Annotated in this window: 25 protein-coding genes; 21 read left to right on the forward strand and 4 right to left on the reverse strand. The window is 55.8% G+C overall.

Annotation, left to right across the window (positions count from 1 at the left end):
- Positions 1-214 precede the first annotated feature (214 nt).
- Positions 215-400, forward strand: a complete 186-nt coding sequence (locus J3454_RS15640; protein ID WP_349514710.1) for a hypothetical protein — start codon at positions 215-217, stop codon at positions 398-400.
- Here the strand turns inward: J3454_RS15640 and J3454_RS15645 are convergent.
- Positions 375-833 (reverse strand): MarR family transcriptional regulator, encoded by a 459-nt coding sequence (locus J3454_RS15645; protein ID WP_349514711.1) that lies wholly within the window; start codon positions 831-833, stop codon positions 375-377. The two genes, J3454_RS15640 and J3454_RS15645, sit on opposite strands and share 26 nt — an antisense overlap.
- Positions 834-1401: 568 nt before the next feature.
- Between J3454_RS15645 and J3454_RS15650 the strand changes: the two genes are divergently transcribed.
- From J3454_RS15650 to J3454_RS15675, 6 genes are all read left to right on the forward strand, one after another.
- Entirely contained in the window at positions 1402-1575 is a 174-nt protein-coding gene (locus tag J3454_RS15650; RefSeq protein WP_349514712.1) for a hypothetical protein, read from the forward strand.
- Between the two features lie 86 nt (positions 1576-1661).
- Positions 1662-2147 (forward strand): LuxR C-terminal-related transcriptional regulator, encoded by a 486-nt coding sequence (locus tag J3454_RS15655; RefSeq protein WP_349514713.1) that lies wholly within the window; start codon positions 1662-1664, stop codon positions 2145-2147.
- Positions 2148-2180: 33 nt separating this feature from the next.
- Positions 2181-2510, forward strand: a complete 330-nt coding sequence (locus J3454_RS15660) for a hypothetical protein (protein ID WP_349514714.1) — start codon at positions 2181-2183, stop codon at positions 2508-2510.
- Positions 2511-2548: 38 nt separating this feature from the next.
- Complete coding sequence (locus J3454_RS15665) at positions 2549-2989, forward strand: hypothetical protein (RefSeq protein ID WP_349514715.1); 441 nt, start codon at positions 2549-2551, stop codon at positions 2987-2989.
- On the forward strand, positions 2962-3567 hold the full coding sequence (locus J3454_RS15670) for a JAB domain-containing protein (RefSeq protein WP_349514716.1): 606 nt from the start codon (positions 2962-2964) through the stop codon (positions 3565-3567). The genes J3454_RS15665 and J3454_RS15670 overlap by 28 nt, the downstream gene beginning before the upstream one ends.
- Positions 3564-4022 (forward strand): hypothetical protein, encoded by a 459-nt coding sequence (locus tag J3454_RS15675; protein WP_349514717.1) that lies wholly within the window; start codon positions 3564-3566, stop codon positions 4020-4022. The genes J3454_RS15670 and J3454_RS15675 overlap by 4 nt, the downstream gene beginning before the upstream one ends.
- Before the next feature lie 642 nt (positions 4023-4664).
- Here J3454_RS15675 and J3454_RS15680 read toward each other — a convergent pair.
- Positions 4665-4838: a hypothetical protein gene (locus tag J3454_RS15680; RefSeq protein WP_349514718.1), complete on the reverse strand. Its 174-nt coding sequence runs from the start codon at positions 4836-4838 to the stop codon at positions 4665-4667.
- Positions 4839-5104: 266 nt separating this feature from the next.
- On the opposite strand from J3454_RS15680, the gene J3454_RS15685 reads away from it, so the two are divergent.
- The 5 genes from J3454_RS15685 (at position 5105) to tnpB (ending at position 8470) form a co-directional block, all read left to right on the forward strand.
- Positions 5105-5755 (forward strand): response regulator transcription factor, encoded by a 651-nt coding sequence (locus J3454_RS15685; RefSeq protein ID WP_349514719.1) that lies wholly within the window; start codon positions 5105-5107, stop codon positions 5753-5755.
- 1039 nt (positions 5756-6794) lie between these two features.
- On the forward strand, positions 6795-7022 hold the full coding sequence (locus tag J3454_RS15690; RefSeq protein ID WP_349514720.1) for a hypothetical protein: 228 nt from the start codon (positions 6795-6797) through the stop codon (positions 7020-7022).
- Positions 7023-7141: 119 nt separating this feature from the next.
- Complete coding sequence (locus tag J3454_RS15695; protein WP_349514721.1) at positions 7142-7558, forward strand: VanZ family protein; 417 nt, start codon at positions 7142-7144, stop codon at positions 7556-7558.
- A gap of 211 nt (positions 7559-7769) precedes the next feature.
- Positions 7770-8141 (forward strand): IS66-like element accessory protein TnpA, encoded by a 372-nt coding sequence (gene tnpA, locus J3454_RS15700; protein WP_349514722.1) that lies wholly within the window; start codon positions 7770-7772, stop codon positions 8139-8141.
- Entirely contained in the window at positions 8138-8470 is a 333-nt protein-coding gene (gene tnpB / locus J3454_RS15705; RefSeq protein ID WP_349514723.1) for an IS66 family insertion sequence element accessory protein TnpB, read from the forward strand. The genes tnpA and tnpB overlap by 4 nt, the downstream gene beginning before the upstream one ends.
- A 120-nt stretch (positions 8471-8590) precedes the next feature.
- On the opposite strand, the gene J3454_RS15710 is transcribed toward tnpB, so the two are convergent.
- Together J3454_RS15710 and nusG are read right to left on the reverse strand one after the other, a co-directional pair.
- On the reverse strand, positions 8591-10078 hold the full coding sequence (locus J3454_RS15710; protein WP_349514724.1) for an exopolysaccharide biosynthesis polyprenyl glycosylphosphotransferase: 1488 nt from the start codon (positions 10076-10078) through the stop codon (positions 8591-8593).
- On the reverse strand, positions 10075-10602 hold the full coding sequence (nusG, locus tag J3454_RS15715) for a transcription termination/antitermination protein NusG (RefSeq protein ID WP_349514725.1): 528 nt from the start codon (positions 10600-10602) through the stop codon (positions 10075-10077). Before nusG ends, J3454_RS15710 begins: the two co-directional genes overlap by 4 nt.
- A gap of 331 nt (positions 10603-10933) precedes the next feature.
- Here nusG and J3454_RS15720 point away from each other — a divergent pair, with 331 nt between their 5' ends.
- From J3454_RS15720 to J3454_RS15760, 9 genes are all read left to right on the forward strand, one after another.
- Positions 10934-11335: a MarR family EPS-associated transcriptional regulator gene (locus J3454_RS15720; protein WP_349514726.1), complete on the forward strand. Its 402-nt coding sequence runs from the start codon at positions 10934-10936 to the stop codon at positions 11333-11335.
- Between the two features lie 134 nt (positions 11336-11469).
- Positions 11470-12612, forward strand: coding sequence for a glycosyltransferase (locus tag J3454_RS15725; RefSeq protein WP_349514727.1), 1143 nt, complete (start codon positions 11470-11472; stop codon positions 12610-12612).
- Between the two features lie 18 nt (positions 12613-12630).
- Positions 12631-13689 (forward strand): glycosyltransferase family protein, encoded by a 1059-nt coding sequence (locus tag J3454_RS15730; RefSeq protein WP_349514728.1) that lies wholly within the window; start codon positions 12631-12633, stop codon positions 13687-13689.
- A 6-nt stretch (positions 13690-13695) separates the two neighbouring features.
- The gene (locus tag J3454_RS15735) at positions 13696-14391 is read left to right on the forward strand and encodes a hypothetical protein (RefSeq protein ID WP_349514729.1); all 696 of its coding nucleotides are present in this window, start codon (positions 13696-13698) and stop codon (positions 14389-14391) included.
- Complete coding sequence (locus tag J3454_RS15740) at positions 14370-15356, forward strand: EpsG family protein (protein ID WP_349514730.1); 987 nt, start codon at positions 14370-14372, stop codon at positions 15354-15356. Before J3454_RS15735 ends, J3454_RS15740 begins: the two co-directional genes overlap by 22 nt.
- A gap of 60 nt (positions 15357-15416) precedes the next feature.
- Positions 15417-16049 (forward strand): sugar transferase, encoded by a 633-nt coding sequence (locus J3454_RS15745; protein WP_349514731.1) that lies wholly within the window; start codon positions 15417-15419, stop codon positions 16047-16049.
- The gene (locus J3454_RS15750; protein WP_349514732.1) at positions 16046-16687 is read left to right on the forward strand and encodes an acetyltransferase; all 642 of its coding nucleotides are present in this window, start codon (positions 16046-16048) and stop codon (positions 16685-16687) included. The genes J3454_RS15745 and J3454_RS15750 overlap by 4 nt, the downstream gene beginning before the upstream one ends.
- Before the next feature lie 3 nt (positions 16688-16690).
- Positions 16691-17818, forward strand: coding sequence for a DegT/DnrJ/EryC1/StrS family aminotransferase (locus J3454_RS15755; protein WP_349514733.1), 1128 nt, complete (start codon positions 16691-16693; stop codon positions 17816-17818).
- Positions 17819-18146: 328 nt separating this feature from the next.
- Positions 18147-20099 (forward strand): polysaccharide biosynthesis protein, encoded by a 1953-nt coding sequence (locus tag J3454_RS15760; RefSeq protein ID WP_349514734.1) that lies wholly within the window; start codon positions 18147-18149, stop codon positions 20097-20099.
- Positions 20100-20159 lie beyond the last annotated feature (60 nt).

Here is a 20159-nt window from a genome sequence, read left to right on the forward strand (position 1 = left end):
CTAGACTGCGTAATCATCGTAGTGGAAAATCAGGGGATGGTGGCCCGAGTACTCCCGATCAAGACGGTGCAGGAGATCATATGAGTGCTCGCGCAGATAAATCCGCGCGAAGCGCGGGTCATGAAGCATCCAGCACCGATGGGGACACGTATCTGGCCCAATCATAGAATTATCAGGCTTCGTCATCAAACGGCATGCTGCGTCAGGAGCATCAATGGCTACTTCGATACTCAATCAACTTTGTTCGATCAGGGATGTGCTGGACGAGAAGGAGGAGCCGATCTGCGCGGCTCATCTCCAATTGGTGATCGACACGCTCTCAACGCGAGCCGGATTCGAATCCCAAGGCGACCTGTCGGACGAAAGCCAGCAGATTAAAGATGGGTTTCAAGAGCCTTGACCATCTTTACCATCGCTGAATCAGTTAGCATGATTTCGATCCTTCGGCGATCATGCCCGTCTTCACGGCGCTGGATCAATCCCATAGTTTCGAGGGCTTGCAGCCAGCGGAGAGCTGTTGTCGCGGGGCATGCCGCCCCGATGGAGGCGCTCGTCACAGATATTGGGCGCCCTTTCGCTTTGGCTTTGTAAAGGTCGAGCATGATATCCCACGCTGGGCTGACCGCGAACCCTACCATGCCGAAGATTTCATCAACCTGCCGCCGGGCCGAGTAAATTTTGCCAGCCAAGGCAAGCAAAGTGGACTCAGTCGGAACCGTCTGCATTTCGTCATCGGAGATGGTCCGGAGCTCGATTGCAAGCGCCTCTAGCCGTTCGGCGATAGCCTGACGGTTTTCATATTGCCCGACCGATGCAGTAGCTATTTCAGTCACGCGACCATCCTTGATAGGTTCCGATAACAACGACGCCTCCTGAGCATCTAAGGGAAGATACGTTTGGCAGTCTAACTAACTTGACAGCAACCTTGGCCTACACATGGTTAATTGAAGTCCGATTCGACGCGTATCCGTATTTCTGCGTAATCACCACTTTTTTTGCGTAGCTGGCTCCGGTCATCGCTCTGGCGCTCGCCGATCCGGCTGGATCGCCAATGAAGCGCCTCCGTCGCGGTCCGAAATATCTTCAGAGCCGCAGCCCTGCTCGGTGCCCGCTTGGTGCCCGATCAGTGAAAACGCCGGCGATGCCAATGGAAGTGCAGGGTGGGGGGAGGCAACTGGCGGTTGGCTTAGATTATAAAATTGCCAAGAAATGAAATTTTCTTTCATCAGCACTGTATGCATTTCCGCTCATTCTTGGCGCAGTTTCGTACCAGTTAGGGACAGCGATAGAGCAATAGGGGGCATTTTTGCTTTCTGAGACTTCGCTGAGCCCGGCATCGACCACTTATCATATTGCTTAGACCGACAAAACGAGACTATAGGCGCCCAGGGATTTGTGTAGATGATAGACCACTCAAAGCATCAACAGGAGGTGGGCGCGCTTGATCGTGCCATCTCGCTCGCCGAAGCGGCGCTGGATGAGTGCGACGAGTCAGGCTTCATCTACGCTGCAATTGATATCTCTTCAGCCATCGACAAGTTGAAGGCCTTGAAGTTGGATCAAGCCTCCCAGTAAGGGATCGAGCCTCCCGGTAAGTCTGCGTTGCGGGCGAGAGCGCGAAGGCGTAAACATGATCCATGTTACCGCAAGATGCCTTTGCTGTGTTCGATTCGCTCACCGACAAGCAGCACCAGACGTTAAGGCTCGCTGCGCGGCATCTCACATCCAAGCAGATCGCAAGCGAACTGAAGCTTGCGCCGGTCACGATTGACAAGCGCATCGAGGGCGTGCGGGCGCGGCTTGGATCGATCCCGCGAACCGACCTTCTTCGCCTCTACGGAAGCTGGTGCGAAACCTATGATCGCACCATAAATGATCCAGCCATACTTGGCGAGCAGCACAAAGAAGCGGCATTTCCGTCGCAGCAACTCTTTGAAGAGCCGCTCGCGTTCAACGACAGCATCGTGTTCGATGCGCGTGCCTCGTGGGACCGGCCATCGGAGTGGTTGCGCCCGGGTGTGAACCCTTCTGATCTTGGCATTGCTGGCAAGTTGCTGGTGATGCTTGCGGGCGCTGTCGCAATCATGATGGTTGCAGTGCTCTCGATGGCATTCGCCGAGGGGCTGATGTCGATGGTCATGAGGTAGTTTTCTCCCGGTCAACAAACCGAAGGAGAAACCATGGCCCTTACCGTAACCGCTGCTACCGCCCGCTTTAACCGTGAGATGATGGCTTCTGAGGCAGCCATTGCCGACGCTCTGGTTGCTGCCACTTCACTGATGCATACTGCAGCCATCGCGCAGCGCGATTTCCCCGATGCGCCGGTCATTCAAAGCCAGTCTGCCTTGCTGCATCTCAACAAGATGCTCGCTTCGCTGATCGAATCCCGCGGCGAAGCAGCGCGTGTTCACGGACAGTTGCGCGACATCGGTCGTGAAATGGGTGCGACGGAAATTCCGTTCTGTCCCGACGCCGAGGCAACGTTGCCGCTCGCCGAGCGCGCCGCCTAGCTTGATGAAATGGCGAGAAGACGGCATGACCGCAGGCTATGATCCGTTTCCTGGTTCAGGCACTCCTGCTGACTGCCGTCTTCATCGCCGCGTGGCGCGCAGGAGGAAAGCCGGAAAAATATGTCGCAACCATCTATTTCTCGATGCTGGTCGTGGGGTCCGCCCAAGCTCTGCTCTTTCTCCCAGCAACGCAGGCCGACTACGAAGAACTCTATTACTTCCGTTTCATGCTCGATTTTGCAGCCTTGGGCGGGGTTGTCTTCGCAGCCTTGCGCTATGATCGCTGGTGGACGCTATGGGTAGGCTCAGTGCAATTCATCGCCGTGATGGCCCATCTGTTGCGGGCAATGGACATGCCGATCCCGCCTTTGGCCTACGCCGTAATGGAGCGTTGGCCGGTATGGATTGCCATAGTTCTCACCGCGCTCGGAACCTATCTGCACAACCGGCGGTGGAGCGCGACCCGCACAGATACCTGACCTCGCTATTGTCGCCGATTGACGAAGCTCCGGCCGAGCTTGCATCGCGACTGCTGTATCGCTTCGGCTCAATCGGCCGCATCGTTCAGGCATCAGACAATGAGCTGCGGCAGTCGGCCAGCCACGGGGAAAGGTGGGTCGAGGCTCTGCTGATGATTCGCCGCCTTGTGCATGACGGGGTACGAGAAGAGCTCGTCCGGACACGTCTGGGAGAGGATCGCAGCGCGCTCTTCTCGTATCTCCTCATGACGATGAAAAATTTGCCCGAAGAGCGGATGATTGCGATCTTCGCCGATGCTGAAGCCTTCGTGATCGCCGAAGAGGTCATTGCCGAGGGAGGCGGCTCCCACGTGCTGATTACGCCCCGCAGAATTCTCGGCCGGGCAATGAACCTGGATGCGCGGCGGATATTGCTGGCGCATAATCACCCATCAGGGTGCGCCGAGCCCAGCAGTCTCGATGTCGAGCATACCCTTGTCCTTTGCCGCCAGGCACGCGAACTCGGGATGGTGATCGAAGATCACCTGATCATCGGTCAGAGCAAGGTCGTCAGCATGAAAGACAGGGGGCTGGTTTGAGCGATCGGTCGCCATATGATTCCCAGCTTCGCGCTGAGCAACTTTACCGTGCCGCTGAAATCAGGGCTGTCGATACCGTTTCCAGTCAGGACCAGTTGCCAGCCGATTTTTCGGATGCACCGAGCAATTCGCGGCTGGCAAACCTTGCCTACCGCGAACTCGAACGGCGCGATGTTCGCAGCCGCTATCTTCCCGCTGATCTCGGACACGATACCGGATGGAGCATCTTGCTCGATATCCTGATTTGCGATTTCCAAGCGAAACCGATCAAGGTCACAGACAGTGCGTCGCGCTGGAAGCTTTCCGAGGCAACCGCCGCCCGTCAGATCGCCGGGCTTATCGAAGTGGGCATGATCACGCGGGTGCTGGGGCAGAACGCCGACGAGACGGCGATTCTTCGGCTCACGAATTATGGGCGCGAGGTTCTTCAACGGATCTTGACGCTGCTGGACTGAGCGCTCTGCGGTAAGTCTGCAATCATTGCTGCCTCGATCGTTCTGGTGCTGTCTCATGCGGAGCAGCATCGATGAGACTTTGCGAATTTGTGCCGCTTTCGCGCCAAGGTAGACTTCATTCCGGCAAAACGTCCTGCCGATGCCGTCAATCAGGCATTTTCAGCGCACCGTGAAAACGCCGGCTTGATGATCTGCTGCTGGGCCGCTTCGCTCCACCGCCAGCGCTCTGGCTCCAGCTAGCGATGGGCGATCCAACTAATCTGCAAGGTGCACCTATGCAGGAGCGCTGCCAACCGGACCGCGCGCATCGGCGCCCTGGAGATATGCGGGAATGCGCCAAATGGGCGTCTGACAAAGAGATTGCGCATGGTGGGTGGGGGCACGACCTGGTGGCTACAGCGCCGGCCCAGCGGACGGGTTCATGAAGTCCCTGAACGGCCAGGGATCAGCAGGGCCGCGAAGACATCCTCTCCAGAATGCCGGCGAGGGCGAGGCTTTGGAACATCTTGGAGGTTTGTCGGGGCGAGGCTGTTTCCAACTATTCCGACATCGTTGGACAACAAAACACGGGGCCCGGAATTAGCTCGGCAGCATCGTTACGCCGCACCGGCAAGCAGCGAAAGCGGGTTTCGCACGAATGGGTCAGTTCACCTGCAATCCGTATCCGGTCGGATGAGCTTCCTCGCGGGATACTCCGTGTTCATCGGCCAAATGGTCAATCAAAGACTGGACGTGGCCCACCGCCACCCAGTCCCGCTTCAGCGCAAGATCACTCTGCAAGGCGTGTAGCCATCCCAATTCTCTCTTCGTCAACATATCCGATCCTGACCTTAAGCGCCGGATTATCGTACCCGTGGGAGCAATCATCGAGATTGAACTCCCTTTAGCACAGGACCGAGCTAGCGGCCAGAGGCTGAAAGAAGGGCCACCCAAGCTTAAGCATTTCTACAATTGGCCGCGGACATTTTGTCTGGCCATGCATCCGCTAAATGCGACGATACTAAGGGAAAATACGCAACCCCTAATTTGCCGTTTACCATGTTTTACGTGGGAAACTCCATGGCATCGAAAAGGGGAATGTCATGCAAGATAAGAACTTCCACGCCGAAAAGGTTGCGCTTCATTTCGTCGAGGCTGACGCGCAGCGCCGCGCTGAACTGATACGGGTTGGTTACTCGCTTGGTCATCATTGCGAGATCTATTCTGACATGTCGGAACTCGCGGCGCACCCGCCGCGCTCGGGCCTCATCGTAGTTAGCGACATCGGCGAGAATGGCGGCATAGCTGCGGTACTTGACCGACTCCTCAGCCTCGGGATCTGCCTGCCGGTTGTGGCGACGGCGTATAAGCCGACGCCCTCGCAGATTGTCGAAGCCATCAAGGATGGTGCGCTTGATTTTCTGGTCTTGCCGCTGACCGCAGACCGACTGGCCAGGACACTTTCAAGAGTGACCAAGGAAGTGCACAATATTGTAGCTCTTCGCGAACGGATCGTATGCGCCCGCGACCGTATGTCGCGGCTTTCGGGCCGGGAGCGCGAGGTTCTCGAAGCCTTGACCAGCGGCGGGTCGAATAAGGATATTGCCCGCACGCTTTCCATCAGTCCGCGCACTGTCGAAATTCACCGCGCTAATATGATGAACAAGCTCGGCGCCCGTCATGCTGTCGAAGCTGTTCGCATCAGCCTGGAGGCCAGGCAAGAACCGTTGATGCAGATCGCGGAGGCGGCCTGAGCGGCGATGCGGCCGATCGGTAGGGAGAAGGGGAGGGATCTGCGCGGAGACGCGGTCATGCTCATGGCTGAGGGTGGAAAGCAAAGTGCGAGCGGCGCTAAGGCTGACAGTCATCCGGCCTCGTAACCGCGGACGAGGCGAACGTTTTGTCCGTTTTAGTCCGACGGGTCGGTATCGGGGACTTTGTTCATCAAGGTTATCCAGATCCCTAATCCCCTAACCCCGGATATGTCTGATGTGGGTCAGCAAAAAGAGGGTTATCGCGCGCTGATTGGCAGACAGGTTCAGCAATCTGCAGCAGACCTCGCCGATGAGGGCCCGCCAACGGGAAAATCAATATGGTTCAGATAGGTCGAAAAAGGCCGCGACAATCCGGCTGAATGAAGGCTGAGAAAGGAGGATTGCTAATCGAATCCATCCTGCTTCCCACGTGCCGCCGCATGAAGGGTTGGGGGCGTTCGGCACACCCGGAGCAGCAAGCCGTGCGGAAAAGCCTTAACGCCCCCGAGCCCTTCAATAAGGGCGGTTAGCTAACATGCAATTAATTGTCCTGTAATTCTCCGGAAAAAGGAAGATGAATTCATAAGGCGAACATTTCTTCGCTCATGAAGATAGATCCTGACGATCGGGCAGCGTCAGGAGGCTGCCGCGATGGACCGGCGGAACCCGATCCAATACCCGCCGAGGGCTTCTATTGGCGAACCGGGCAAAGAATGGCGAGGCACCTAATGATGCCCTCAACGAACCTTGCGCTCATCGCGCTTGCGCAGCTCGATCCGAAGCGAACGGGCTTCGTATCCATCACCACCGCCAGGCAATTCCGTTTCGGGTTTTTTCAAAGTAAAGTCGCCGCCCAACGAAGCCATGTTCGGACGTGAGGCGATCGAGCCGTGCCGTTGCCTTCACCGGCCCCCCTGACCCCTCCACCCGTTCAGCAAAGCCAAGGGTGGATGTGCACAATTTACAGAAAATTAGGGTTGCACTGGCAGGGAGGCTCGCGTAATTGAAAAGTTGTAATAACCTAAGGCGGAGAACGAATATGAAGCTCAACAAAACGGTGCTCGGCCTCGGCGCTGCTGCTCTGATCGCAGGTCCCGCAGTCGCTCAGGTTGCTGCAATGCCGACGATTGCTCCGCTTTCGGGTGATGAAAGTGAACTGTCCGGCGGAAGCGCTATCATCATCGGTTTGATTGGTGCCGCGGCAGTGGTCGGTGGTATCCTTTTGGCCTCGGACAGCGACGATACGCAATTGCCCGTCAGCGGCTAACTCGTGGTTCTTAATGCCCGCAGGAGGGGGTCGTGGTTCGCCGCGGCCCCTTTTTTGTGGGCGGCTTGTCAGCCTGTCGGTGCAGCTTCTGCGCCTCGGTCGCTGACCGAAAAAGGCCGATGAAAGCGCATGCGCACAACATCCAATCGAAAATTATTGAGCCGAACAGGACGGGACCTGCCTTTATGATCTGGTGCCGACTGTGCCTTTTTCTGGTTGGTATGTTCATCTTTGTGGTCGCTAACCTCGCACCCGGCACGGTCGCTATCGGGTTAGGCCATGACAAACTCAATCACGCGCTTGCGTTTGCGTGTCTGACGCCGTTGGCGGCCTTCGCATTTCCGCAAGCGGGTCTCATCAGCCTCCTGTTCGCTCTCATGCTGTTCAACGCCGGGATCGAACTCACGCAGGCAGCGCTCGCTTTCGGGCGCGAGCCTGATCTGGTCGATTGGGGAGTGGGGGTCTTAGCGACGCTGCCTGTTCTTGGAGCGGTTGCGATTTACCGATTTGCGCGTACCGCGCGCGCTAAGGAATGACGGCCGTTCAGGCCGATCTCACCTTTCTGATCCGCAGACAGATGCTTGAGCCGCTGCAGGCACGGCAAGTGCCCAGCATGCGGCCATTTTGCACTGACAGATCTCTGCATGCCGGAGTTAGGGTCGTATCCATCCGGCGGGGGCCCGCCTTGCCTGGTTAGGCAGCGAGCGCTCTTAAGCGTGCTCTTAAGAGTGTGCTTTGGAGCGGTCGATGGGTCAGGTGACGGTGTTTTCGGGGCCGGAGCGGCGCCGGCGGTGGAGCGATGAGGAACGGCTGCGGATCGTGGCCGAGGCGTTTGCGCCGGGCGCCAGGGTTGCCGATGTTTGCCGCCGCCATGACGTCTCTTCGGGTTTGATCTACACGTGGCGGCGCAAGCTGCGCGGGGCAGGTGCGGCGCAGGAGGCCGAGGCGCCCGAGGCGTTGCCGGCGCCGGTGTTTGTCGAAGCAGTGGCGGATGAGGACGCAGCCCACTCAGTCGAGCCCCCCGCGATGATCATCGACCTGCCACGCGGCAAGCGGCTCAGCATTTATCCCGCGGCATCGCCGGCGCTGGTTTCTGCCGCGCTGAAGGGTTTGCGATGATCCCTCCCGGCGCGCGGGTGTGGATCGCACTCGGCCACACAGATATGAGGAAGGGCATGCAGGGCCTGGCGCTGCTGGTGCAGCAGGGGCTCAAGCGTAATCCGCATGGCGGGGATCTGTTCGTGTTCCGCGGCCGCGCAGGCTCGCTGATCAAGATCATTTGGCACGACGGGATCGGCATGTCGCTCTACGCCAAGCGGCTCGAGAAGGGCCGGTTCGTATGGCCTGCCGCCAGGGAAGGAACGGTGTCGCTGACCCCCCCGCAACTTTTTGCGCGCGCGCGGGTATCTGAACTCTGCGCAGCCTTTCCCGTTTATCCCGTCCTTTAAGGACATGCCGCGATTGGAGACTGCGTGGAACGCCGATAGCGCGTCGCGCAAACGGCCGAACAAAGATAGATATCTGTGACGAATCTCAAGTTCGGATCATGCAGAAGGAGGCATCACAGCTTATTTTGCTCCCAGCCCGGTGGCGATCACGCGCAGCGTTTTCAGGGCGACCAGAATATCGAGCCAGAGCGAGATGTTCTTGATGTAATAGAAATCATATCTCAGCTTGGCGAGCACGTCAGAGACGTCGGTCACATGGCCCTGGTTTACCTGCGCCCATCCGGTGATTCCCGGGCGAACAATGTGCCGATAGGAATAAAACGGCAGCTCCGCTTCGTACCAATCCGACAGAGCACACGCTTCCGGGCGCGGGCCTATGAAACTCATCTCGCCGCGCAAAACGTTGAACACCTGCGGCAGTTCATCCATCCGTGTCTTGCGCAGGAAACGGCCCAGTCTGGTGATCCGGTTATCCTCGCTCTTGGTCATGGCGTCTTCGCGCTGCTCGGGCCCGCTGTCCAGGTGGCGGCGATCGCTCATCGTCCGGAACTTGATCATCCGGAACGCCTTGCCTCTGAAGCCCATCCGCTCCTGAATAAAAAAGGCGGCGCCTGGAGAGTCGAGCCGGATGAGGAGCGCCACTATGGCAAAGAATGGCAGGCACAGCGGGATTAGAGCCAGTGCACCGACGATATCGATCAACCGCTTGACCGACGCATAGGACACATTGGGGATCAGCGATCCGAGTTCGTTTTCACTGAGATGCGCAATCTTGACCTGACCGGACTGCATCTCGGCGATTTGACGGAAGTGGTAGACCGGAATGCCCGCAAGGGCCGCCTTGGCGAACAAACGCTCACCCCGCTCCGAATGGGGATAATGCAAGTCGGCAACGATCGCACCGTCGCGCCAACCGGTCTCGATCAGCTGTTCCAGATCGGAAAGTGACGGAGCCGGATGAAAGTGACCGCCAAGCGCAATCTCTTTGGCCCGGCCGCCCAAGACCACGACGTGCGGGCGAAACAGCCTTCGCCCATAGACTGCCAGCAGAAAGCTGGCAGTGACAGCGAAGGCCGCGCCGGTCGCGTAGTAGGAACCTGAATAAGGCACCCTAAGCAGGGCGACCACCGTGAACACGCCGGTGAACACCAGCATGTTGACCGGCAGCACATAAGAGAGATGGCGCGCATTGGCGTGAGCCTTCAAACGCGAAAGGATGTACCAGGCAAGAATGATCGAGATTGCGAGCGCCGCCGTGCTTTCGACAAAGGCGCCGGCGAGAAGTGGGCGATCAAGCACGCTCCACAATGTGAGGGCCGGAGCGAACGCACCGGCAAACACGAGGGGAAGCTCGAAACGCGCGAAGAATTTGACATTGCGGTGCGGCGCTACGGCCGCAAGGCTTGATGAGCCAGAACCTTTCAGCTCCTGCTCGGTGAGTGCTGCGGCTGTATCTGCTGAAATTTCATCATGATCTGGCGTTGAGGGCAGGGCGGCGGCGACCTTGATCGCGAGCTTGACGGCGCGTGCCTCCTTCTTCTCATCCTCAATCTTGAAATCAGCCCCAAGATCGTAAGCCGCAGGAGCGGCTTTCGACGCATTACTCACTGGTAGTCCCCCGATTGCTTTACGCTGGCTCTGGCGGCCTTCAGATGGCTTGTTGGCACGCTGACCTTGGTTTGTTTTCCCATGAAGTCAAGCAACACCATGGCGCGGCGATCGGGCGAAAGTTGCCCGATTTCGCCGATCAAACCGGTAAAAGACCCGGCCATGATTTCGACCGTCGCGCCGGCTACAAAATTGTCTGTCAGGGCGATGATGTCGTCGGTATCGCAAGCGGCGCGCAATTGCGTCATGACGCCGCGAGGGACGGGCGCGAGCTTTGCGCCAAAGCGCACGAGCCGGGACACCCCGTAGGTCGAGTTGACGAGCGACCACGGCGCAGATGTTTCCGGGTAGGACACAAACAGGTAGCCGGAAAAGAATGGGCGGATCTGTTCGCGAAATTTGCCGCCGGACGCGATGGTGCGCTTTTCCATCGGCTGAAACGTGGCAAAGCCCTGCCGCGCGAGATTGCGCTTTGCGATAAGATCGGAATTTGGCTTCACTTGTGCCAGAAACCATTCGGCCATACCGTCGCCCCATGAATTGCTTACCCTTAAAAATTGTCATTATTGGGTATCCTAGGTTGCCGCCACATGTTTGCGATGGGTTGCGTCGGATTGCGGCGGATGGAGGGCTGGGCACGGCGCGGCGAGTGGCGCCTTTCTGGCGTTTGGCACTACAGGGAGTATGGCCGCCGTTCACCGCATTCCTGAACGAAACGGCTTGCCACCTGAACCGCCGGCTGTATTGCTCAAAATTGAACGCAATGCTGCTTTTGAGCTCCTTTGCCGCACCCCTCATCCTTCGGCCCACCGCGATGGTGCGGCTGTGCGGTAGCTTTGGGGCTAGCATCCGCCGGTGACGAGCCGCGCTGAGCAGCTCCGCGAAGATGCGCGGCTTCGTGCCTTGCGGCTGATCGAGGCCAATCCCAAAATCACGCAGCGCGAAATGGCAGCTGAACTCGGTATCAGCATTGGGGCCACCCATTACATGTTGCGGGCGCTGGTAGAGCGGGGATTGCTGACGGCCAGCCGGTTTAGCGCTTCGCGTAACAAACAGGCCTATGCCTACATGCTCACCCCGCGCGGAGTTGCGGAGAAGACGGCGATTGCGGCGCGTTGTCTGGTTCGCAAGCGCGAGGAATATGAAGCCTTGCGCCTCGAGATCGAACAGTTGGGGGCGGAGCTGGCAGGTGACAGTGCTCAGGGCGAGCCAGCGGCTGGCAGCCGACCGGCGCTCAGAAGTGACCGCAAGGACTGATGCTAGTGTCCGGTAGTTTGCGTTATCGGGCTAATAGCTGCTCCGTAATATTCATTATCTCGTAACTTGAGTTTGCCTCACTGGCCCAAGGAGGCCAGGGCAACCAACGCGTCTCGCTTTAGGATCTCCAATCGATGAAAATACTGATAGTAGCTCCTTACAGCGCCATCCCCTTAGGCAGCTATGTTAATCGGTTTTCCCATCTTGCCGAAAAATGCGCATTGCGTGGACACGAAACAACCTTTGTTACAAGTCGCTTTTCACATAGTATGAAGAAATTCCACGAATGTGAGGCGGCTAGGAGTGTAGAAAACCTTGAGGTGGCTTTGATCGATTGCCGCGCGTATCGCTCGCATGTTGGTATCGGACGCATCTTGAACCTGATTGATTTTCACAGGAATTTCGACATTCGCTTCTCGGATATCGACGAATTCGACCTTGTCTATTCCGCTTATCCGCCCATTGGGCACGGCATCTCGATTGCCCGGCGCAGAAATCCCGAGAAGACCAAATTCCTCGTTGATGTTCAGGATGTTTGGCCGGAATCTTTCAGTTCTGTCCTGCCATCACTGCAAAGGATCCCATCAGGACTCTTGCCATTTTCTGGCGCGGCAAACCGAGTTTACCGAGCGGCCGACGGGCTTTTGGCGGTTTCGCAAACATATCTCGACAGGGCGAGGTCAGTAAACCATGACGCGAAGTCGCTCCTGGCCTATATCGGCACCGAATTCAACATGATCGACACGGTACCGAACCAAGGCGAAACTGTACGTCTTTTTTATATCGGGACGCTCTCGTACAGTTATGATATAGAGACCGTCATCAAAGCAGTGCACGAACTGCAATCGAAAGGTTTGCCGGTAGAGTTGAATATATTTGGCGAGGGGCCTGATCGCACCAGACTACAAAGCCTTCCTCATAGTGGAACAACGTTCCATGGCCTCCTTCCTTATCAAGCGATGGAGGCGGAACTCCGCTTCCAGCACATTGCCGTAAACGCCATTCGCGCGAAAGCCCCGCAAAGCGTCACGAACAAGCTTTGCGATTATCTCGGCCTCGGCTGCCCCTTGCTGAATTCACAGCAGGGGGAAGAAGTCAAAGGATTGTTGTCAAAGCGCGTCCATCGAAACTATCGGGCGGGTGACGTCAACTCGGCTTGCGCAGCGATCTCCGAAATGATCGAGAGCCCGGAGACCCGCGCAGTGTGGAAAGCTGATCCGACATTTTCCCGAAACGTGATTTCCGAAACCATTATCGACTTTATTGAAACCCTCTAGGCCATAGCTGTTGATGTCATGAATGCTCTAAAGTGGAAGATCTTTCTATCAAATAACCTTCCGACAGGCTTGTTTTTGCTTTTGTCTCGAATCTACCGGCTTGGAGCAGTCGTTTGGTCAAAGCTACCCGGGATCAATGCTTCACAGAAGGGCTTGGCAATTCGTGTTGCGCAGCGCTCGCTTTCGGAAGCCGACCACGAGCTGCTGACTCATCAAAGTGATCCGAGGCTGCGTCACTGGAACGAAGCGTTTGCCGCGTATGAGGATAGGGACGCGAAGCGCGTGCTCGACCTAGCCTGGGTGCATAAACCCGTTGGTGGCAATTTCGGAGATTGGTTGTCCCCCTACCTTGTCCACGGAGCTTCAGGGACCGCTTTGAACCACGTTGATCTAGGGGCCGCGCGGAAGAGGCAGCATATCTTGTCGCTGGGATCGATAATATCCCAAGCGAACGCGAATTCGGTCGTGCTGGGGTCTGGTATCAACTCAATCAAGGACGCGATCAATCCCGCCGCGAGATACTTAATGGTGCGCGGACACATTACCCGCGAGGCTCTACCGGCAAATGCACGATCGCAGGATATACCCTGCTGCGATCCGGGATTCTTCATTCGAGAATTATACCAACCGCACCCGGTCGAGAATAATCGCTCGAGCCGACTGCTCATTCCTCATGTCAATCACCAGCGGCTATTTTCGACTATCCACAATCCTAATTTCGAATTGCTGAGCGCGAATGTCAGTCGTCCGCTGGATATTGAAGCCTTGATCGATCGCATTGCTGCGGCGGACGAGGTCGTTACCAGTGCAATGCACATCTTTGTGACATGTTGCGCCTATGGCGTCCGTTGTGGACTGATAAAGCCAGTTGTGGCGGATGTCATCGTGCCAGGAGACGGCATAAAATATCGGGACTGTATGACCCCTGTAATCTCAAGCGATTTTGCGCCGCAGTCTGTAGAGATTCGAGAAGGTTTTCGGATTGAAGATGAAGTTGGAACTAAGGTTTTCAATATCGACTTCGCCCACATCCAGAAATCATTCTCGCTCTATCGGTCCTTCTTGAAGGGTATTTAAGCGGATATGCTTCTTCTTTTCATTACAGTGACGCTATTTGTATTATACTGCACTAGTGAGTCGCTAGCAAATGCGCCAAGGCACGCAGGATTTAAAATTAAGCAATTCCCGCTGGGTCTTATGCTCTCCAACCAAGTATACAGTCTGAACCGGTTCAACGGGTTTTTAATAGCGCCACTACTTGGCCTCTATGTGGACAATGGTGGAGGCGAGGAAAGCCTCAAAATTTTCGCCATAGCGGGCTGCACGTTATCAGCCGTATTGCTTGTGGCTATACTCAAACTTTGGCCACTTTTCATAAAGTTATTTACAAATATCCTCTTGGGTATTGAGCGAGACGGATTTTCAACTCGCGCTTTCAAAAGCCCATTCTTTAGCCGGGGAGAAATTGGATACGGCTTTGCGAACAGGAGAATAGATCTGCTTACCCTTTTTGCCCAGAGTTTCACCACCTCCTTAGCGATGCCCACCGCGTTCATACTCAACTTGCTTGCAATCAGGCTTCCAGAATATCAGGCCACTCTTGTACAGTCAGCGACTGTCATCAGTGGAATGGGAAATCTCGTACTGAATTTTTACATATTTCCGAAAGTTGCGCTATCTGAAACAAGAGGTGAGCCAGACGGGATATATTATTCAATATTGCTCGGGAAGATATTTGGGACAGGAGTTGTGTCCTCATGTATAATCGCCGTTATATAAACAATCATATAAAACCATTTTCCATTATCATCGGATTTGCTGCATCGATGCAGCTGTATATTGCGTACAATGCAATTGGCGGTGTTGATATTAATGTGTATTGGCTTCAGGCCCCTCATCTCGACTACGCGATACCGAGGTACTATCAGGAACCCGTTTCGTGGGGACTTATCAAATTCCTAACAAACTTGGAAAGGTCTGAGTTTCTCTTTGCGTTCAGTCTCGCGGTCCTATCGATCGCCATTCTCCGCCTCGGAGTGGTTGGCGGATTAATTCTCTACGCATCCTTCCTTTCTCCATTCGGCGTCATGATGGAGTTCAATGTCTTGCGTCAGTGCTTGGCGACAGTTTTTCTGACCTTCTTCATCTTGGCCATTTTGTCTGAAAAGCGGATAGCCGCGGCAACTTGGGGCGTGCTGGCCATCCTGTCCCACAATTCAGTTTTATTGATCGGTGGGTTTTTGCTATTTATGAATTACTATTCACTTTTTAGCAGAAAATGGAAGGTTATATCAGTGCTGGCCGTGATATTACTTACCGGCATACTACAAATATACGACGGGATAGATTTTATTTTGGGATCTAGGGTTGATTCTTATTCCTCTATTATTCGGCGCGATGGTTTACAAGATTTGATCTATTTCGGATTTGCTATGGCATTTTCGCTTCTCCTCTTTTTTAAAACCCAGCAAAGGAAGTGGCGCCCCATATCCGTTGGGCTCGCCGCAGCTTTACTTTTCACGGTAGTTGTTTGCTCGCTGCTTTCGCTCGATACTTGGGTTTACGGCCGCATGGCGATGACGGTGGTTGTCATTTGTCATTTTCTCTTGCTCTACGATGTTTGGGAAACGAGGCGGGTCGGACTGATGGGTTTGCTCTTCCTGTTCAGTATGATTGTCATCAACGGCCTAACCATCTTGTTCCACCCCGGGGCCCTGTCTATGGTCCAGCCTTATGGTGACTGACACCGCGCCTGGTTCGGCGGTACGCGACTCTGCGGAGGTTGTGAGGGGGTATGTGCAAAAATGCTGTCCGCGATCGATGCGAGAGTGCTGAAGATGCTGGTCAAGCGCCTTTTCGATTGTTGTGCCGCGATTTTGGCGCTCTTGGTATTTGCCTTGCCGATGCTCCTTGTCGCGTTGGTGGTGCGGATTAAGCTGGGATCACCGGTGCTTTTCACGCAAGTCAGGCCCGGCCTCAACGCGGATCCGTTCACAATGCTCAAGTTCAGGACAATGTTGGATACTGTGGACAGTAAAGGCGAACCGCTGCCTGACCAGAAGCGACTGACCTCGTTCGGGCGGTTTCTTCGATCGACCTCGCTCGACGAACTGCCTGGCCTGATCAACGTTCTGAAGGGAGATATGAGTCTGGTTGGGCCGCGTCCGCTGCTTATGGAATACCTGTCCCTCTATTCGCGAGAGCAATCTCGTCGACATGAAGTGCGCCCGGGAATCACCGGCTGGGCTCAAATCAATGGGCGCAATGCCCTGTCCTGGCCAGAGAAATTTGCGCTCGACGTCTGGTATGTCGACAATCAGAACTTCCTGCTCGATTTAAGGATCTTATGGGCAACCGTCGCCCGCGTCATTCGCCGCGACGGGATCAGCGCAGAGGGAGAGGCAACCATGAGCCGTTTCGCCGGAGATCCGGAATGAGCTTGCTTGGCGTCTATGGCGCATCTGGCTTTGGGAGGGAGGTGATGGCGACGCTTTACCCGTCCGTACTGCGAGGCAGAGAAGCTGTGTTTATTGACGATGCCAGCAGTCCTGCAATCGTCAACGGACGACGCTGCATGAAATTTGACGATTTTGTCGCTAAGGCCGGCGAAGGATCAGCAGTGATCATCGCCGTTGCAGATTCCGCAATACGGCAGAAACTTGCTGAAAAATGCTCAGTGTGGAATATCTGGTTTGAGACAGTTAAGGCCGCCAACACCGTCGTGATGGACCATGTCAGTGTCGGTGATGGCTCGATTCTCTGTCCGTTCACTACTCTGACATCGAACATTACCATTGGTAGGCATTTCCATGCCAATATCTATTCCTATGTCGCGCATGATTGCGTGATCGGGGACTTTGTTACCTTTGCTCCGTCGGTAAAGTGCAACGGCAATGTCCACATCGGAGACCATGCCTATATCGGCACAGGCGCACTCATTCGGCAGGGTACGCCTGACAAGCCGCTGGTGATCGGGCGGGGCGCGGTAGTCGGGATGGGAGCCGTGGTGACAAAGGACGTGCCGGCCGGGGTTACGGTGATCGGCAACCCGGCAAGACCAATGGAAAGGCGATAGCGAATGCGCATCTATCTCAGCCGCCCGCATATGTCGGGCCACGAAGAAGCTCGTGTAGCTGAGGCCTTCGCATCCAATTTCGTCGCGCCGATCGGGCCGCAGCTCGATGCGTTCGAGGTGCGCGTGGCGGAATATCTTGGTGGCGGACTACATTGTGTAGCTCTGTCGTCCGGCTCTGCGGCGTTGCACCTTGCACTGCGAATCGCCGGGGTCGGTTCAGGAGACGAGGTCTGGATTTCCTCCATGACCTTTGCCGGGGGCATCTTTCCGCTGAATTACATGGGTGCCCGCCCGCGCTTCTTCGACCTCAATCCTGCGCGCTGGACGCTAGATGTTGATCTGGTCGAGGAGCAGATTGAACTGGCCGCGCGGGAAGGTCGTCTACCACGCGCAATTCTACCTACCGAACTCTATGGACAAAGTGCAGCAATCGATCGGCTTGAAAGTCTCGCAGCGCACTACGATGTGCGGCTGATCGTGGATTCCGCTGAAAGCCTAGGCGCCTCGATGGAAGGCGACAGGAAGGCTGGGACTGGCGGAGATGCGTCGATCTTGTCATTCAACGGCAACAAGATCATCACCACTTCTGGTGGGGGAATGCTAGTCACTCGGCATCGCGAATGGGCTGACCAAGCGCGCTTTCTTGCCACTCAAGCACGCGATCCTGCGCCGCACTATGAGCATTCAACCTTCGGCTATAATTACCGGCTTTCAAATATTTGCGCAGCCATTGGCTTAGGTCAAATGGAAGTGCTTGACACGCGCGTCGTCCGCCGAAGAGAGATTTTCGCACGCTATCATGCCGCTCTTACGCAGCCGGGTGTGGAGTTCATGCCTGAACCAGAGGCATTATACTCGACGCGCTGGCTGACTGCCTTGACCATCGACCCGGAACAAACAGGCGTGACCCGTGAGGATGTGCGCCTGATGCTGCTCGATTACCAGATTGAGGCGCGGCCGCTCTGGAAGCCGATGCATATGCAGCCGCTTTTTGCAGGGGCACCCTATCATGGAAGCGGTGTGGATGAGCGCATGTTTGCAGATGGTCTGTGCCTGCCTTCGGGCAGCGATATGACGGATGATCAGCAAGACGAGGTGATTGAACGGATCCTCGCGATTTTGGGTAAATGACCTGACGCAAGGGTCAGATAGGTGTTTTCATGTTTGCGCGGCCAGTCCGCTGCTGTCTCAGTGAATTTCGACACTTCAGTCATCTCTTGATCCGCTACTGCCGCTCGCCGAATCTCCGCGGGCTAGGTCCGCCTGCTGCAGTTACCAATCGAGCCAAAGAAATGTTGCCTGATCTCTCATCAGGCTGAGCCCGGAATTTGATTGTGCTCGCCAGTCTGCGGCCCCCTCGTGTATACGTTCGAGTTGACCGCCCCTAGGCGATCATTGTTCGTCGCTGTCAGCCGGACCTTCCCCGCTAATGCCCAATCACCGCATCGGATAACGCGTCATGAAACCCCACAAAAGGCAGCTCTCCCAGTTGCGGCGGTCACAGAAGGTCGCGATCCAGCTACTTTGCGATACTGCCGTGATCATCGCGGCATTCATTGCCGCGATGCTCCTAAGACTGGACGAGGCTGCATTTCAGAATAGGCCAGAGGTATGGCCAGCGTTGGCCATTGCCCTGATCTCTACCCTGCTTGCTCTGAATTTTCTTGGCGTCTATTCGACCTTGGTCCGGTTCGTGACCGGGAAGATACTGATGCCGGTGGTGAAGGCATCCCTTGTTGGCATCGCAGCGCTCTATCTCGCAGGCTTTGCCCTTGAGGGAGGTATCCCTCGTTCCGTTCCGATCATGTTTGGGGTGATGGTCTTTCTCGGCATCGGTGGATCGCGTTTTGTCGCGCGCACCCTTTTGCGCCAGCCCATCCAGCGACACCGGCGCCCAGTGATCATATATGGTGCCGGCGAAGCTGGCCTCCAGCTTTTGAACTCTCTTTTCCATGGCAAAGACTATGCGCCAGTTGCTCTGATTGACGACGAGCCGAGCCTTCAAGGCCTAACAATTAGCGGGCTGCGTGTTCATTCCGCTGAGCGGATCGCCGAATTGGTCGAGGCTACAGGCGCTCAAGCCGTTTTGTTAGCAATGCCCAGACTCAGCCGGGAGAAGCGCCGCGAGATTGTGGCGGGTCTCGAAGATATGCAGCTCGAGATCAAGACGATCCCCCCGATAGCAAATGTGATAAACGGCACCGCCAAGATCACCCAGCTCAGAAACGTAAGAGCAGAAGACCTGCTGGGGCGTGATCCCATTGAGCCAATTGCCGATCTGCTAGGTAGAAATATTGCAGGAAAAACCGTCATGGTGTCTGGTGCAGGCGGTTCGATCGGCAGCGAGCTATGCCGCCAGATAATGTCCCAAAGACCCGCGAAACTCATCCTTTTCGAAATTTCGGAATTTGCGCTTTACACGATCGAGACCGAGCTTGCTGGCATTGCTGCGCAATCAGAGCTTGGCGTGGAAATCATTCCCGTGCTCGGATCGGTCCAGGACAGCCAACGCGTCGAGGCTGTGCTAAAGTCGTTCGCTGTGAACACGATTTATCACGCTGCGGCTTATAAGCATGTGCCTCTGGTAGAAGACAACATCATCGAGGGCATCCGTAACAATATTTACGGCACATACGCGATCGCTTGCGAAGCCAACAAGTGCGGCGTCGAGCACTTCATTCTAATCTCCACCGACAAGGCTGTCCGCCCGACCAACATCATGGGGGCAACCAAGCGCATTGCCGAGTTGGTTTGTCAGGCTCTGAGCCGAGAATATCCGAACACTGTCTTTTCGATGGTTCGCTTCGGCAATGTCCTCGGCTCTTCCGGATCGGTTATCCCAAAGTTCCGGGCGCAAATCGAAATGGGCGGGCCGATCACCGTCACTCACGTAGACATTACCCGATACTTCATGACTATTCCCGAAGCGTCACAGCTTGTGATCCAAGCTGGAGCAATGGCGAGGGGCGGCGATGTTTTCATCCTTGATATGGGGGATCCGGTGAAGATCATGGATTTGGCCATCGAAATGATCAAACTTCACGGACTGGTGCCGTCTTTAAGCGAACAATCTCACCAGCCCCTTCAACAGGAGGGGGTCATCCCGATCTGTGTCACTGGCCTGCGGAAAGGTGAAAAGCTCTTTGAGGAATTGCTGATTGGGAATAATCCCTCACCCACGATCCATCCGCGGATTATGTCAGCTTCGGAGCGGTCTTTACCCATTGCCGACCTTGTCGATACACTGAAGAGGCTGGGACAAGCCTGCGAGGAATATGACGTGGCCAAAATCAGAAGCATACTCAAAGAACTGCCCATAGATTATATGCCTGCAGCTGACGCAGATCCCACCGACCTAGACTGGGGCAGGGACGAGATTGGACAACATGCGGTCCTGAAACAGGCAAGCTGAACGAGCATGGATGGAGCAAATGCGGCACCCCTTGCAAAGCTTCTCAGAAAGATTGCTCCT

This window comes from Erythrobacter sp. NFXS35, assembly GCF_040148725.1.
Lineage (GTDB): Bacteria > Pseudomonadota > Alphaproteobacteria > Sphingomonadales > Sphingomonadaceae > Erythrobacter.

Bases quoted from the DNA above. Each gene is read 5' to 3' on its own strand.
- tnpA (WP_349514722.1), top strand. From the start codon at position 7,770: ATGGGTCAGGTGACGGTGTTTTCGGGGCCGGAGCGGCGCCGGCGGTGG.
- J3454_RS15750 (WP_349514732.1), top strand. From the start codon at position 16,046: ATGAGCTTGCTTGGCGTCTATGGCGCATCTGGCTTTGGGAGGGAGGTG.
- J3454_RS15760 (WP_349514734.1), top strand. From the start codon at position 18,147: ATGAAACCCCACAAAAGGCAGCTCTCCCAGTTGCGGCGGTCACAGAAG.
- J3454_RS15725 (WP_349514727.1), top strand. From the start codon at position 11,470: ATGAAAATACTGATAGTAGCTCCTTACAGCGCCATCCCCTTAGGCAGC.
- nusG (WP_349514725.1), bottom strand. From the start codon at position 10,602: ATGGCCGAATGGTTTCTGGCACAAGTGAAGCCAAATTCCGATCTTATC.
- J3454_RS15740 (WP_349514730.1), top strand. From the start codon at position 14,370: ATGTATAATCGCCGTTATATAAACAATCATATAAAACCATTTTCCATT.
- J3454_RS15685 (WP_349514719.1), top strand. From the start codon at position 5,105: ATGCAAGATAAGAACTTCCACGCCGAAAAGGTTGCGCTTCATTTCGTC.
- J3454_RS15730 (WP_349514728.1), top strand. From the start codon at position 12,631: ATGAATGCTCTAAAGTGGAAGATCTTTCTATCAAATAACCTTCCGACA.
- J3454_RS15745 (WP_349514731.1), top strand. From the start codon at position 15,417: ATGCTGTCCGCGATCGATGCGAGAGTGCTGAAGATGCTGGTCAAGCGC.
- J3454_RS15640 (WP_349514710.1), top strand. From the start codon at position 215: ATGGCTACTTCGATACTCAATCAACTTTGTTCGATCAGGGATGTGCTG.
- J3454_RS15695 (WP_349514721.1), top strand. From the start codon at position 7,142: ATGAAAGCGCATGCGCACAACATCCAATCGAAAATTATTGAGCCGAAC.
- J3454_RS15690 (WP_349514720.1), top strand. From the start codon at position 6,795: ATGAAGCTCAACAAAACGGTGCTCGGCCTCGGCGCTGCTGCTCTGATC.
- J3454_RS15665 (WP_349514715.1), top strand. From the start codon at position 2,549: ATGATCCGTTTCCTGGTTCAGGCACTCCTGCTGACTGCCGTCTTCATC.
- J3454_RS15680 (WP_349514718.1), bottom strand. From the start codon at position 4,838: ATGTTGACGAAGAGAGAATTGGGATGGCTACACGCCTTGCAGAGTGAT.
- J3454_RS15660 (WP_349514714.1), top strand. From the start codon at position 2,181: ATGGCCCTTACCGTAACCGCTGCTACCGCCCGCTTTAACCGTGAGATG.
- J3454_RS15755 (WP_349514733.1), top strand. From the start codon at position 16,691: ATGCGCATCTATCTCAGCCGCCCGCATATGTCGGGCCACGAAGAAGCT.
- tnpB (WP_349514723.1), top strand. From the start codon at position 8,138: ATGATCCCTCCCGGCGCGCGGGTGTGGATCGCACTCGGCCACACAGAT.
- J3454_RS15650 (WP_349514712.1), top strand. From the start codon at position 1,402: ATGATAGACCACTCAAAGCATCAACAGGAGGTGGGCGCGCTTGATCGT.
- J3454_RS15735 (WP_349514729.1), top strand. From the start codon at position 13,696: ATGCTTCTTCTTTTCATTACAGTGACGCTATTTGTATTATACTGCACT.